The following is a 13,476-nucleotide window of genomic DNA, read 5'->3' as shown; positions in this document are numbered from 1 at the left end:
GAATCCGCAGGTCTGGTGGGCTGAAGCAGAACCCCATCGGCCTCAGGTAACGGTGATCCGCCCCGTAGGATGGATGAAACCCATCGCGATTCGGGTTGTTTCAGAGACTATCCGGATCGCCAACGAACATCTGGATACGCGAGCGCAGCCAACGTTCGGCGGGGTCGTTGTCTTGGGCGCCGCGCCAGGCCATGGACAGCTCGAAGTCCTGGCTGGTCTCAAATGGCAGTGGCTCTGCACGGACCCCACCATTGGCGGCCAGGGCCGCAGCGGCGTAGTCCGGCACGGTGGCAACCAGATCGGTACCCGCCAGCAGGCTCGCCAGCCCGTTGAACTGCGGGACCGCCAGCACCACCTTGCGCTTGCAGCCATGCAGCGCCAGTTCCTCGTCGATGTAACCGTTCAGATCTCCAGCAAAAGAGACCATGGCATGTGGGCGCGAGCAGTAGTCCTCCATGGCCATGCGGCCAGGAATGCTGTCGGCGCGCAGCAGCATCGGTTTCGGCCGGCGCAAGATCTTGCGTTTGGCATTGGCTGGCAGCTCCACGGTGTAGCAGACGCCTACTGAGATTTCCCCGGATGCCAGTAGGCCAGGCATCAATAGATAGTTGGCACGCCGCACGACCAGCACCACACCCGGCGCCTCGGCGCGTATGCGTCGGAGCAACTGAGGCAACAAGGCGAATTCGACCTCGTCCGTCAGGCCAATGCGAAATACCAGTTCGCTTGTGGCTGGATCAAAAGTCGAGGCGCGGCTGACCGCTGTGGAAATCGAATCCAGCGCAGGTGAGAGCAGGCCGGCAATTTCCTGCGCGCGAGCGGTCGGTTCCATGCTGCGGCCGGTGCGCACGAACAGCGGATCGTCGAACAACGTGCGCAGGCGCGCCAGTGCGGCACTGATTGCTGGCTGGCCGAGAAACAGTTTTTCAGCCGCTCGGGTCACGCTGCGCTCGTGCATCAACGTTTCGAAGACGATAAGCAGGTTCAGATCCACGCGGCGAAGGTCGTTGCGATTCATGCCATTCACTTCAAGCTGTGGTCAGACAAAGGGCGTGGCTGACCTTCAAGGTTGCGCCTGCATTCTAGACAGATCGGCGTGACGCCGGCATGTCCATTTCCGCTTTGCAATTACACAAACCTGCAGGTCGTGATTCGGATTTACATACAAAGCATCATCATTCCCGCGCATGGCGACTATCGAGCGGAATGCGGGAATCGCGGCTGGAGTTGTGTCGGCAGTGCAGATAGAGTCACTAATACAGTAGTAACCGAGGGGTCTTTCAATGTCCCGCATCATCCGTTTCCATCAGTTCGGCCCTGCCGAAGTTCTGCGCTACGAGCAGCAGGACGTGCCACGTCCGGGTCCCGGCGAAGTGCTTATCGGCGTGAGCGCTATCGGCATCAGCTGGAACGACGTGCTTTGGCGGCAAGATCTCGCGCCACGCCACGCGCGGCTGCCGGCGGGGCTGGGCAGCGAGATCGCCGGCGAAGTACTGGCCGTCGGCGACGAGGTGGATGGCTTCACGGTGGGTGATCGGGTGGCAAGCTTTCCAGCGCATGACCTCAACCAGTACCCACTCTATGGCGAGCGCGTGCTGCTACCGCACACTTCGCTCGTTCATTATCCCGACATACTCAGTCCGATCGAAGCCTCTATCCACTACACGCCAGCGCTGGTGGCTTACTTTGCGCTGGTTGAACTGGCGCAACTCGAACCGGGGCAGTATGTCCTTATAACCGAAGCTCGCCATTGCACCGGCCCGACCGCTGTCCAGGTGGCGAAGGCATTGGGTGCGCGGGTGATCGCCACGTGCGATACGGCCGAAGATCGCGATTTCCTGCGTGAGTTGGGTGCCGAAACGGTGATCGCCACCGAAGAGGAAGACTTGGTCGGCCGGCTGCAAAAAATCACCGCTGGCACGGGCGTCGAGGTGGTGCTCGACGCCTGTGGGGGGTCTCAGATGAAGCTCCTGGGCGATGTCATCGCGCCGCGCGGTAAGCTGATTCTTTATGGACTGAACGGCGGCAACGAGACAGCTTTTCCGGCGTGTGCGGCGTTCAAGAAAAATTTCAAATTCTTCCTTCATTGTTTGTGCGATTTCACCGGCCAGCCGGAAATGGGTATTGAACAGAATCGTGACGCGGTCCAGCGCGCGCTGTTGCATATCAACCAGCTCACCGCCGACCGGCTGATCACGCCGCAAGTCGACAAGGTGTTCGCATTCGATGAGGTGGTTGCCGCCCACCAGTACGTCGAGAGCGGCGTTCCGCGCGGACGGGTGGTGCTTGGCGTCGAGTAACACAGGCCCTGCGCAGGGGCCTCTCATCGCTTCATAGAAACTTTTCCCTCACCGTTCAAGTCCTCCGAAGACAGGTAATTCACCTTGACGGAGGAAATCTACATGGCCGAAGAAAAGCAGACGCTGCCGCCTCAGGAACAACCCGAACCCGGTAAAGAAGGCTTGATGAATCCTCGCCCGGAGTTCAAGGGCGAAGACTACAAGGCAGCCGGCAAGCTGCAGGGCAAGGTAGCGATCATTACCGGCGGTGACAGCGGCATCGGTCGTTCCGTAGCCGTATTGTTCGCGAGGGAAGGCGCCGATGTGGCGATTCTCTATCTCGATCAACACCAGGACGCTGACGAAACCCGCCGCGTAGTCGAAAGCCATGGCCGTCAATGCCTGACCTTTGCCGGCGACGTGGCTGATCGCGAGGTCTGTCGCAAGGTCATCGACGAGACGCGGGCCAAGTTCGGCAAGCTCGACATCCTGGTCAATAACGCCGCCGAACAGCATCCGCAGGAAAGTCTGGAAGACATCAGCGAAGAGCAGTGGGAGAAGACCTTCCGCACCAACATTTTCGGCATGTTCCAAATGACCAAGGCGGCGCTGGCCCACCTCAAGCAGGGTGCGTCCATCATCAATACCACTTCGGTAACGGCCTACAAGGGTAGCCCGCAGCTGCTCGATTATTCCGCAACCAAGGGCGCCATCACGGCGTTCACCCGCTCGCTGTCGATGAACCTGGCCGAGCGCGGCATCCGCGTGAATGGCGTAGCACCAGGTCCAATCTGGACGCCGCTGATTCCGTCGACCTTCGACGCGGACAAGGTCGAGAAATTCGGCGCGAACGTGCCGATGAAGCGTCCCGGCCAACCCGAAGAAGTGGCCCCGGCCTATGTCTATCTAGCCAGCAGCGATTCGTCATATGTCAGCGGCCAGGTGATTCACATCAATGGCGGCTCGGTGGTCAACGGCTAAGCCACGCCATAGGAGTAACGATATGCCTCGCACGATCTGGAAGGGTGCCGTCAGTTTCGGTCTGGTTCATATTCCCGTCGCGCTGGTGCCCGCCACTACCCGCACCGGGATCGACTTCGATTGGCTGGACAAGCGCAGCATGGACCGGGTCGGCTACAAGCGCATCAACAAAACCACCGGCGAAGACATCGACAGCGAAAACATCGTCAAAGGCGTCGAGTACGAGAAGGGTCACTACGTCGTGATAAGCGATGAGGAAATCAAGTCAGCGCACCCCAAAGCGACGCAGACGGTGGATATCGTCGCCTTCGTGGATGCCAAGGACATATCGTTCCTCTATATCGACACGCCTTACTACCTGACGCCTGACCGACGTGGTGAGAAGGTCTATGCGCTGTTGCGCGAGACCCTGATCCAGACTGGCAAAGTCGGTATCGCCAACGTCGTGCTGCGCAACAAACAGCACCTGGCGGTGGTGATGCCTCTGGGCAAGGCGCTGGTGATGAACACGCTACGTTGGGCTGAGGAAGTACGGGGGCTGGAATACCTTGAGATGAAGGACGAAGCGCTCAATGCCGACCTCAACCCGCGCGAGCTGGACATGGCCAAGCGACTGGTCGAGGACATGAGCGACGAATGGAATCCCGACCAGTACAAAGACACGTTTCAGGACCAGATCATGGACCTGGTGGAAACCAAGGCCCGCGAAGGCAAGATCGAAGCTGTGGGCGGGCCGGAGGAAGCGGTCGATCGCCGCAGCGCCGATGTCATCGACCTGACCGAACTGCTCAAGCGCAGCCTGGCAGGAAAGCCCTCCGCGAAAAAGGCGGCACCCCAAGAGGAAGTCGACGATTCGGACGAGGCAGAAGAGGCCGCGCCACGCAAGCGCACAACGAGCAAAACCGCCGCCAGCACCAAGTCCAAGCCTGCTGCCAAGTCGACGGCTAGCAAGGCGTCCGGCAGCAAGTCATCGACTACTCGCAAGAGCACCGCGACGAAATCGAGTACCAAGAAAGCCAGCTGACCTCGACGGGAGCTCCGTGTGCCAGAAAAATCCGGCAAAAGCCGCCCCGATGTGGGCGGTATCGGCATCAGTAGCCCGCAGCGGATCATTGATGCGCGCAGTGGCGCCACCAAGTTGCAGCTCGCTCAGTACTATCTGGCGGTAGGCGATTGGATAACACCGCATTTGGCCAATCGACCGCTCTCCATTGTTCGCGCTCCCGAAGGTGTGGGCGGCGAGAGCTTTTTCCAGCGTCACTGCGGCCGTTTGAAGATGCCGCATATGCGCGTACTGGATAAATCTCTCGACCCTGAACACGCGCGCCTCATCCAGGCGGACAGCGTCACGGCAGTGGTCGAGGCGGCGCAGATGGGCACTATCGAATTTCATACCTGGAATACTCGCAGCGACCGTATCGATCGCCCGGACCGGATCGTGTTCGACCTGGACCCGGACCCGGAATTGCCGTGGACGCGGATGATTGAAGCGACCCGTATGACGCTGGACCTGCTTGGCGAATTGGGACTCAAGGCATTTCTGAAGACCAGCGGCGGGCGCGGCATGCATGTGGTGGTGCCGATCGAGCGTCGCCAGAGCTGGGATTGCATCAACGAATTCGCCCGCGGCGTGACGCTGCGTCTGGCCACCGAGGCGCCCGAACGGATTGCCGGAAAAATGGGGCCGAAGAACCGGGTCGGCAAGATTTTCGTCGACTACCTGCGTAACCAGCGTGGCGCCAGTACCGTGGCAGCTTATTCAGCTCGCGCACGGCCAGGCTTGCCGGTCTCGGTCCCGATCATGCGCGAGGAACTGGAGCAGATTACCGGTGCGGATCAGTGGAACATCCTGAACCTGCACGAGCGGTTGGATTCGCAAAGCATGGACCCCTGGTCCGACTATGCATCGACCAGGCAGACGATCTCCGCACGTTTGCTCAAAGACCTCACCGGTAACTGACGCGACAGGTGGCCTTTCTAAACCCGGATCTCCAGCTAGCCTTCCACTAGTGTAGCGAACACCACGCCGGCCCGTCCGTCCCGCTGCAGGAACCATCCTAGAGCGGCTGAAGTCGATTTCTCAGATGGGCAGACATAACAAGTAACAGGAGATACCGATGACCGTGCGAGTATCCCGGCGACAGTTCCTCAAGTTCGGTGCGGCAGGTGTAGGCGCATCGAGCATGGCCATGATGGGGTTTGCACCTGATGAAGCCGTCGCGTCGATTCGTCACTTCAAACTGACCGGTGCGAAAATCTCTCGCAACATCTGCACCTACTGCTCGGTAGGCTGCGGCATGTTGCTCTACTCCCGCGGTGATGGTGCCGCCAACGTTATCGACGATATCTACCACGTCGAAGGCGACCCTGATCATCCGGTCAGCCGCGGTTCGCTGTGCCCACGTGGAGCGGGCGTGCTCGACTTCATAAACAGCGAGTCTCGAGTCAAATACCCGGAAGTGCGCGAGCCATTCACCAACGAGTGGAAACGCATCAGTTGGGATGAAGCGTTCACGCGCATCGCGCGGCATATGAAAGACGACCGCGACAAGAATTTCGAGACCCATGACGAGCAAGGGCGGCTGGTCAACCGTTGGATGACGACCTCGATGGTGGCGGCTTCGGCCTGTACCAACGAAACCGCCTACCTCACGCAGAAGATTACCCGCGCACTCGGCATTCTCAAGATCGACAACCAAGCGCGCGTCTGACACGGACCAACGGTGGCAGGTCTTGCCCCTACATTTGGTCGCGGTGCTATGACGAACCACTGGGTCGACATTGCCAACGCTAACGTCATTCTGTCCATGGGCGGCAATTCAGCCGAAGCGCATCCCGTAGGCTTCCGCTGGGTCATGCATGCCAAGGAGCGCAGCAATGCCATCCTGATTTCCATTGACCCGCGCTTCAACCGCACCACGGCGGTAGCCGATTATCACGCCTGGCTTCGTACCGGCACGGACATTGTGTTTCTGGGTGGTTTCATCAGTTACCTGATTGAGTCCGACCGTTACGCTCATGAGTACGTCCGCGCATACACCGATGCCAGCCTGATCGTTAAAGAAGGCTTCGGCTTCGAGGAGGGGTTGTTTACCGGGTACAACTCGGAGGACAAGGCCTACGACCGTGAAACCTGGAATTTCGAGCTGGACGAGCGCGGTTTTGCTCGCTCCGATCCGAGCCTCGAACATCCGCGCTGCGTGTTCCAGCTGATGCGTCAGCATTACAGCCGTTACACCATCGACCAAGTGGAAAACGTCTGCGGCATGCCCAGGGACAAGGTGCAGGAATTGTGGGATTTGATGGCGCAGACATCCGCGCCCGACAAGACCATGACGATCCTCTACGCGCTCGGGTGGACCCAGCACACCATTGGTTCGCAGATCATCCGTTGCGGTGCGATGGTGCAACTGCTGCTTGGCAATATGGGCATGCCCGGCGGCGGCGTGAACGCGTTGCGCGGACATTCCAATATCCAGGGCCTGACGGATATCGGCCTGCTTTCCAACCTACTGCCCGGTTACATGAACCTGCCATCGGTGAATTTGCAGACCTACGCCGATTACATGAAGACGCGCATCAAGCCGCCGCTTCTCGAAGGCGAGGTTTCCTACTGGAAATTCTACGAACGCTTCTTCGTCAGCCTGATGAAGGACTGGTACGGCGACGTTGCGACAGTCGAGAACGACTGGTGCTATGACTGGTTGCCAAAGCTCTCCGAGCCGATTTACGACGTGCTCTATGCCATCAACGATATGACCATGGGCAAAATGACCGGAGCGTTCTGCCAAGGCTTCAACATTCTTGCGGCATTTCCGAACAAGGCCAAGGTCATGGATGGCCTGTCGAAGCTCAAGTACTTCGTGATCATGGACCCGCTCACCGTAGAGACTGGCGAGTTCTGGAAAAACTTCGGTGAATACCACGACGTCGACCCATCGAAGATCGGCACCGAAGTGTTTCGACTACCCACCACCTGCTTCGCCGAAGACGACGGTTCCATCACCAACAGCTCGCGCTGGTTGCAATGGCATGAGAAAGCCGCACCTGGCCCTGGCGAGTCGATGACCGACACCGAAATTCTCGGCGAAGTCATGTTGCGGATAAAACATCTGTATCAGGAGGAGGGCGGCGCGTTTCCGGACCCGATTCTGAATCTCACTTGGAATTACAAAGATCCGAAATTCCCAAGAGGCGAGGAGCTGGCGAAGGAATACAACGGCAGGGCGTTGGCTGACCTGACCGACGAAGCGGGTAATGTGATCCGTCGCAAAGGTGAATTGCTGAAGGACTTCAGCGAGCTTCGTGCTGACGGCTCGACCGCTTGCGGTTGCTGGATCTATTCCGGCGCCTGGACCGAAGAAGGCAACATGATGGCCCGGCGCGACAACTCCGACCCCTACAACACCGGCAATACGCTGGGGTGGGCCTGGGCGTGGCCGATGAACCGGCGCTTGCTCTATAACCGTGCGTCAGCGCGGCCAGACGGCACGCCATGGGCACCCAACAAGGCGTTCATCTGGTGGAATGGCGAACGTTGGACAGGCGCGGACGTACCGGATTTTCCGGTGACATCACCACCGTCCCAAGGCGTTAAGCCATTCATCATTACCCAGACAGGGAGCGGGCATTTCTTCGCCTCCGAGTGGATGAACGAAGGGCCATTCCCGGAGCACTACGAGCCGATGGAAACCCCCATCGATCGCAACCCGATGAGCCCGAACAACCCGTTGGCGCTGAACAACCCGATTGTTCGTGTGTTCGAGCAGGATCGGGATTCGTTCGGTAACAACCAGGACTTCCCGTATGCGGCGACGACCTATCGCTTGACCGAGCATTTCCACTACTGGACGACGCATGCGCGGCTCAATGCGATTGCCCAGCCGGAGAAGTTCATCGAAATGAGCGAAGTGCTCGCCGGGGAGTTGGGTATTGCGGCTGGGGAGCGCGTCCGAGTAACGTCCAAGCGCGGTTTCATCACTGCTGTTGCGGTGGTGACCAAGCGGATGATTCCGCTACAGATCGATGGTCGTACCGTGCATCAAATTGGCATTCCCATTCATTGGGGCTTCAAAGGTGTGGCCAAGAAGGCACACCTGACCAACACCCTCACGCCGTTTGTGGGTGATGGGAATACGCAGACACCGGAGTTCAAGTCGTTTCTGGTGAACGTAGAGAAGATTGGAGGAGCCGTCTGATGCGTGGTGACCAGATCAACCTGCAAAATATCATCGCCCGCTCGGCAACCACGACGCCGTCGCCGCAAGTGCGTCACGGCGGCGTGGAAAAGGTCACCAAGCTGATCGACGTCTCTGTCTGTATCGGGTGCAAGGCGTGCCAGGTCGCGTGCTCGGAATGGAATGACTTGCGCGACGATGTGGGTGAATGCGACGGGACCTACAACAACCCGCAGGATCTTTCGCCAGAGTCGTTCGAAGTCATGCGGTTCTCGGAGTACGAAAATGAGCAAGGCGGGCTGGAGTGGCTGATTCGCAAGGACAATTGCATGCACTGCGCCGAGCCGGGCTGCCTCAAGGCGTGCCCGTCGCCCGGTGCCATCGTCCAGTACGCCAACGGCATCGTCGATTTCAACTCGGAGCATTGCATCGGCTGCGGATATTGCGTCGCTGGGTGTCCCTTCGATATCCCGCGGATTTCGAAAAAGGACAACAAAGCCTACAAATGCACGCTGTGTTCTGACCGGGTGTTCCATGGCCTTGAGCCGGCGTGCGTGAAGAGCTGCCCGACCTCGGCGATCATGTTCGGCACCAAAGAAGACATGCTCGACTACGGCGCCCATCGGGTCGAGCATCTCAAGGGGCGCGGCTACGACAACGCTGGCATCTACGACCCCTCAGGCGTGGGTGGCACGCACGTGGTGTATGTGCTGCAACATGCGGATAAGCCGGAAATCTACAGTGGCTTGCCGCGTGATCCGCATATCAGCCCGACCGTGGAACTGTGGAAGGGCGTAACCAAACCGATCATGTCCGTGGCGCTGGGCGTGTCGGTGTTGGCCGGGTTCTTCCACTATGTGATGAAAGGGCCGAAGGAGGAACCCGAGGACGATCCCGATCCAGAGCTGGCGGCAGCCGATCGGGAACTCGACCGTCGCGGGGAGGACCGGTTATGAGTCATTCCAACGTCAAATACGGCATCCTGCGCTACGGTTGGTGGACACGGGTCAATCACTGGCTCATCGCGATCATGTTTGTGATGCTGACGCTGAGTGGCCTCGCATTGTTCTATCCGGCGTTCTTCGGGCTGACCTCGCTGTTCGGCGGCCCGGAGCCGACACGCATTGTGCATCCATATATCGGCGTGTTCATGTCGTTGTTCTTCGTCATCCAGGCGGTGCGCTTCTTCGGCGACAACCTGATCCGAAAACACGATGTTCAATGGGCCAGGCAAATCGGCGACGTGCTCAGTAACCGCGACGAGCGGTTGCCTCCGGTGGGTAAGAACAACGCCGGGCAGAAGCTGGTGTATTGGATATTCCTCGCCACCGTGCCGGTACTGCTGATTACTGGAATCGTGCTCTGGCGCCCCTGGATCGCTGATGACATGCCGGTCTGGGCCCTGCGTTGGGCCGTGATGATTCATGCGATTACGGCATTCATCGCGATCATCACGCTGGTCATTCACATCTACTCGGCGATCTGGGTCAAAGGCTCGGTTCGCGCCATGACGCAAGGCCGCGTGAGCCATGCCTGGGCGCGGCACCATCACGGGCTTTGGTACGAGGACGTCATGCGCAACAAGAAAACCGATGCAGAAAGCTCCGCTCCGAACAGCGAAGTACAGGATCGCCAATGAACAAAGGAGCAGCAGTGAACCATTCGTATGGAAGCGCACCTTCCGGAATCATGGAAGCGCCACACGTGGTGTTGCCGGACGCCAAAGTCTTCAGTAAACGCGCGACTCGGCTGAGAGAGCTCGTTGTGCAAGTTCCCTCGTTGGACGAGTTTCTCGCCTTCATGGCGCGCCTGGTGCAGGCGCAGCACCAGGTACTGATCGAGCGTGAGCCTGTCTGGCGACCGGCGGCGGATGCGTTCGATCAGGCCTTGAAACATGAAATGCCGCCGTTGGGTTTCCGCGCGTTGCAACGTGATGTGCAATGGCAGGATGATTTGTTTGCCATCCTCGACGCCGTGGAGCTGCACGTGGGCGAACGTCAGCGACCGTTACTCACAGCGCTACGCGAGATGCCCGCTGAACAGCTCGATGAACTCGCCGACGACGTATTCGAGGCGCGCCCCGGCAACGCGGCGACACGCGCTTTGTTGCCGCTGGTAGCCGCGGCATTACAGGTCGCCTGGATGCGTCTGGCTATAGACCTGCCTAAAGCGCCAGCGCGGCCTACCGGTGATGCGCAGGCGCTTTGTCCGAGCTGCGGCGCTGCGCCGGTGGCCAGCGTCGTGCACAACGAGCGCCATCGCAGTGGCGTGCGCTATTTGCACTGTTCGCTATGCGCGACGGAATGGCACCTCGAACGCATCAAGTGCAGCGCGTGCGACAGCAGCGGCAAGCTGATCTACCTGGCGCTGAATGACGAGCAGGGCAAGCCTTTCCTACCGGTCCAGGCGGAAGCCTGCGATGAATGCCACAGCTACCTGAAGGTGATGCAACGTGAACTTCACGGTCGCGCCGACCCGGTTGCCGACGACCTCGCCAGCCTGGCGCTGGATTTGCTGTTGGCCGAGCAGGGGCTATACGGGCGTAGTGGCTATAACCCCTTGTTAATCGCTGGCGACTGATCAGCACGTCAGAGCGTTTCGTAGGCGAGAGCTTGCTCGCGAATGCGGTTGTCAATACAGCAGCGGCGCCCCGATTCGCCAGCAAGCGGGCTCATACAAAGCAGTCACTGCGATCGCTTATGGGAAGTCATCGGCGTTCGTCTTTTGCCATCAGCTTCGGCAGCGCTATGCACTGGCGATCAACAGGCGTGCCATAGGGCGGTGCGGCGACGTGCAGCGGGCTTTTACGCTGAACTTTTGAGGCCTCCCTTGGCTCGGAAGAACAGAGCCCGTGAAAGCCCGTATGGCGGGTTTTTCCTCCGGTAAATCCAACCCGCTCGATTCCAGATCGTAAGTGGAGGGATTTGCTGTACCGCAACGCCTTGGTCTCAGGAGCCCGTTCGATGAACGATGCACAGCCCCATGTAACGATTCACCCCCGACTTGAACAAGCACTGCAGATGCCGCGTATTGCCATCGAGGCGACTGAGCCGGTTCTCGACGGTGGCCGATTCGCTGCCAAGGCCATCATCGGCCATCCGGTTAATGTCACCAGCAAGATCTTCGCCGACGGCCATGACCAATTGGCCGCCGCGATCTGCTGGCGTACCAAGGACGAAAGCGCCTGGCGCCGAGCACGCCTCAAGCTGCTCGGCAACGACAGCTGGGAAGGTCAGTTCACGCCGACGCAAGTGGCGTCCCACGAATTCATGATCGAAGCCTGGTGGGACATCTACGAGACCTACCGTTACGAACTGTCGAAGAAGCATGCCGCCGGGGTACCGGTTCAGCTCGAACTGGAGGAGGGGCGCCTGCTGCTGGAGCGGGCCAGTCAGCGTGCACACGGAGAAACCAAGGCGATTCTCGACGATTTGCTGCATCGCTTGAGCATGGCGCACCTTGACGATGAGCGCGTCTCGGTGATGCTTGCCAGTGAAACCGCTGCCGCCATGGCCGATGCCGACCCGCGTGAGCATTGCAGCCAGAGCGAAGTGTTCCCCCTCGAGGTCGAGCGGCCCCTGGCGCAATTCGCCAGTTGGTACGAGCTGTTTCCACGCTCCGAAACCGACGATCCGAATCGTCACGGCACCTTCCGCGATGTGCACAAACGTCTGCCGTCGATCCGCGACATGGGCTTCGATGTGCTCTATTTCACGCCGATTCATCCCATCGGCCGTCAGCACCGTAAAGGCCGAAACAATACGCTGAACGCCGGCCCGAACGATCCGGGCAGTCCCTATGCCATCGGTAGCGAAGACGGCGGCCACGATGCTGTGCACCCGCAACTCGGTTCGGTGCAGGATTTCCGTGATCTGGTTGCCGCTGCCCGCGAGCATGGTTTGGAAATCGCCCTCGACTTCGCCATCCAATGCTCCCAAGACCATCCCTGGCTGAAGGAGCATCCAGGCTGGTTCTCGTGGCGGCCGGACGGGACCATTCGCTATGCGGAGAACCCGCCGAAGAAATATCAGGACATCGTCAACGTCGACTTCTACGCCGAAGAAGCCATGCCGGACCTGTGGATCGCTCTGCGCGATGTGGTCTGGCATTGGGTCGAGCAGGGCGTGAAGATCTTCCGCGTCGACAACCCCCATACCAAGCCGTTGCCGTTCTGGGAGTGGATGATCGCCGATATTCGTGAGCGCGATCCGGACGTGATGTTCCTCTCTGAAGCGTTCACCCGGCCGGCCATGATGGCGCGCCTGGGCAAGGTCGGTTTCAACCAGAGCTACACCTACTTCACTTGGCGCAACAACAAGGCGGAGCTGAGTGAATATTTCACCGAACTCAACGAGCCTCCGTTGCGCGATTGCTACCGCCCGAACTTCTTCGTCAACACGCCCGATATAAACCCGTTCTTTCTGCATGACTCCGGCCGCCCAGGATTCCTGATCCGCGCCGCGCTGGCGACCATGGGCTCAGGGCTCTGGGGCATGTATTCCGGCTTCGAGCTGTGCGAGTCCGCGGCGATTCCCGGTAAGGAGGAATACCTGGATTCGGAGAAGTACGAGATTCGCCCACGCGACTACCACGCGCCGGGCAACATCATCGCCGAGATTGCGCAACTCAATCGCATCCGCCGGAAGAACCCGGCGTTGCAAACTCATCTCGGTTTCAAGGCTTACACAGCCTACAACGACAATATTCTCTTCTTCGGCAAGCGCACGCCGGATCGTTCGAATTTCATTCTGGTTGCGATCAGCCTTGACCCGCACAACGCCCAGGAAGCGCATTTCGAATTGCCGTTGTGGGAGCTGGGCTTGCCTGACCATGCCGAGACGCGCGGCGAAGACCTCATGAACGGGCATCGCTGGACCTGGTACGGCAAGACGCAGTGGATGCGAATCGAGCCATGGCACCTGCCGTTCGGCATCTGGCGGCTCACCGCCGACGCCGTTGATCCGAACTTAAAGTAGATTCTAGAAAATCTCGCGTAGCTATAAATATCAATAAGTTATGCGAAGTAGTTAATAGATAGT

General features: G+C 59.3%; 10 protein-coding genes. 9 read left to right on the top strand and 1 reads right to left on the bottom strand.

The features are described from left to right. Window positions 1–100: 100 nt before the first annotated feature. A complete protein-coding gene (locus NAV33_RS01310; RefSeq protein ID WP_255976122.1) occupies window positions 101–1,018 on the bottom strand; it encodes a LysR substrate-binding domain-containing protein in 918 nt (305 codons plus the stop codon). Window positions 1,019–1,283: 265 nt separating this feature from the next. Between NAV33_RS01310 and NAV33_RS01305 the strand changes: the two genes are divergently transcribed. From NAV33_RS01305 to NAV33_RS01265, 9 genes are all read left to right on the top strand, one after another. Next, the gene (locus tag NAV33_RS01305; protein WP_255976120.1) at window positions 1,284–2,300 is read left to right on the top strand and encodes a zinc-dependent alcohol dehydrogenase family protein; all 1,017 of its coding nucleotides are present in this window, start codon (window positions 1,284–1,286) and stop codon (window positions 2,298–2,300) included. 102 nt (window positions 2,301–2,402) lie between these two features. Further along, window positions 2,403–3,260, top strand: coding sequence for an SDR family oxidoreductase (locus NAV33_RS01300; protein ID WP_255976118.1), 858 nt, complete (start codon window positions 2,403–2,405; stop codon window positions 3,258–3,260). A gap of 22 nt (window positions 3,261–3,282) precedes the next feature. Continuing rightward, the gene (locus tag NAV33_RS01295) at window positions 3,283–4,284 is read left to right on the top strand and encodes a Ku protein (protein WP_255976116.1); all 1,002 of its coding nucleotides are present in this window, start codon (window positions 3,283–3,285) and stop codon (window positions 4,282–4,284) included. An 18-nt stretch (window positions 4,285–4,302) separates the two neighbouring features. After that, window positions 4,303–5,220, top strand: a complete 918-nt coding sequence (gene ligD, locus NAV33_RS01290; protein WP_255976114.1) for a DNA primase small subunit domain-containing protein — start codon at window positions 4,303–4,305, stop codon at window positions 5,218–5,220. A gap of 163 nt (window positions 5,221–5,383) precedes the next feature. Continuing rightward, window positions 5,384–8,458 carry a formate dehydrogenase-N subunit alpha gene (gene fdnG, locus NAV33_RS01285; RefSeq protein ID WP_255976973.1) on the top strand — a complete coding sequence of 1,025 codons (3,075 nt, stop codon included), beginning with the start codon at window positions 5,384–5,386 and terminating at the stop codon, window positions 8,456–8,458. Next, entirely contained in the window at window positions 8,458–9,393 is a 936-nt protein-coding gene (fdxH, locus tag NAV33_RS01280) for a formate dehydrogenase subunit beta (protein WP_255976112.1), read from the top strand. The genes fdnG and fdxH overlap by 1 nt, the downstream gene beginning before the upstream one ends. Further along, window positions 9,390–10,076 (top strand): formate dehydrogenase subunit gamma, encoded by a 687-nt coding sequence (locus NAV33_RS01275; RefSeq protein ID WP_255976110.1) that lies wholly within the window; start codon window positions 9,390–9,392, stop codon window positions 10,074–10,076. Before fdxH ends, NAV33_RS01275 begins: the two co-directional genes overlap by 4 nt. A 50-nt stretch (window positions 10,077–10,126) precedes the next feature. Further along, complete coding sequence (gene fdhE / locus NAV33_RS01270) at window positions 10,127–11,017, top strand: formate dehydrogenase accessory protein FdhE (protein WP_255976971.1); 891 nt, start codon at window positions 10,127–10,129, stop codon at window positions 11,015–11,017. 383 nt (window positions 11,018–11,400) lie between these two features. After that, complete coding sequence (locus tag NAV33_RS01265; RefSeq protein ID WP_255976108.1) at window positions 11,401–13,413, top strand: alpha-1,4-glucan--maltose-1-phosphate maltosyltransferase; 2,013 nt, start codon at window positions 11,401–11,403, stop codon at window positions 13,411–13,413. The last annotated feature ends 63 nt before the right edge of the window (window positions 13,414–13,476 follow it).

It is taken from the genome of Stutzerimonas stutzeri (assembly GCF_024448715.1).
GTDB lineage: Bacteria > Pseudomonadota > Gammaproteobacteria > Pseudomonadales > Pseudomonadaceae > Stutzerimonas > Stutzerimonas stutzeri_AR.
This window is presented reverse-complemented; position numbering and strand designations above follow the sequence as displayed.

Bases quoted from the DNA above. Each gene is read 5' to 3' on its own strand.
- NAV33_RS01300 (WP_255976118.1), top strand. From the start codon at position 2,403: ATGGCCGAAGAAAAGCAGACGCTGCCGCCTCAGGAACAACCCGAACCC.
- NAV33_RS01275 (WP_255976110.1), top strand. From the start codon at position 9,390: ATGAGTCATTCCAACGTCAAATACGGCATCCTGCGCTACGGTTGGTGG.
- NAV33_RS01295 (WP_255976116.1), top strand. From the start codon at position 3,283: ATGCCTCGCACGATCTGGAAGGGTGCCGTCAGTTTCGGTCTGGTTCAT.
- NAV33_RS01265 (WP_255976108.1), top strand. From the start codon at position 11,401: ATGAACGATGCACAGCCCCATGTAACGATTCACCCCCGACTTGAACAA.
- NAV33_RS01305 (WP_255976120.1), top strand. From the start codon at position 1,284: ATGTCCCGCATCATCCGTTTCCATCAGTTCGGCCCTGCCGAAGTTCTG.
- fdxH (WP_255976112.1), top strand. From the start codon at position 8,458: ATGCGTGGTGACCAGATCAACCTGCAAAATATCATCGCCCGCTCGGCA.
- NAV33_RS01310 (WP_255976122.1), bottom strand. From the start codon at position 1,018: ATGAATCGCAACGACCTTCGCCGCGTGGATCTGAACCTGCTTATCGTC.
- fdhE (WP_255976971.1), top strand. From the start codon at position 10,127: ATGGAAGCGCCACACGTGGTGTTGCCGGACGCCAAAGTCTTCAGTAAA.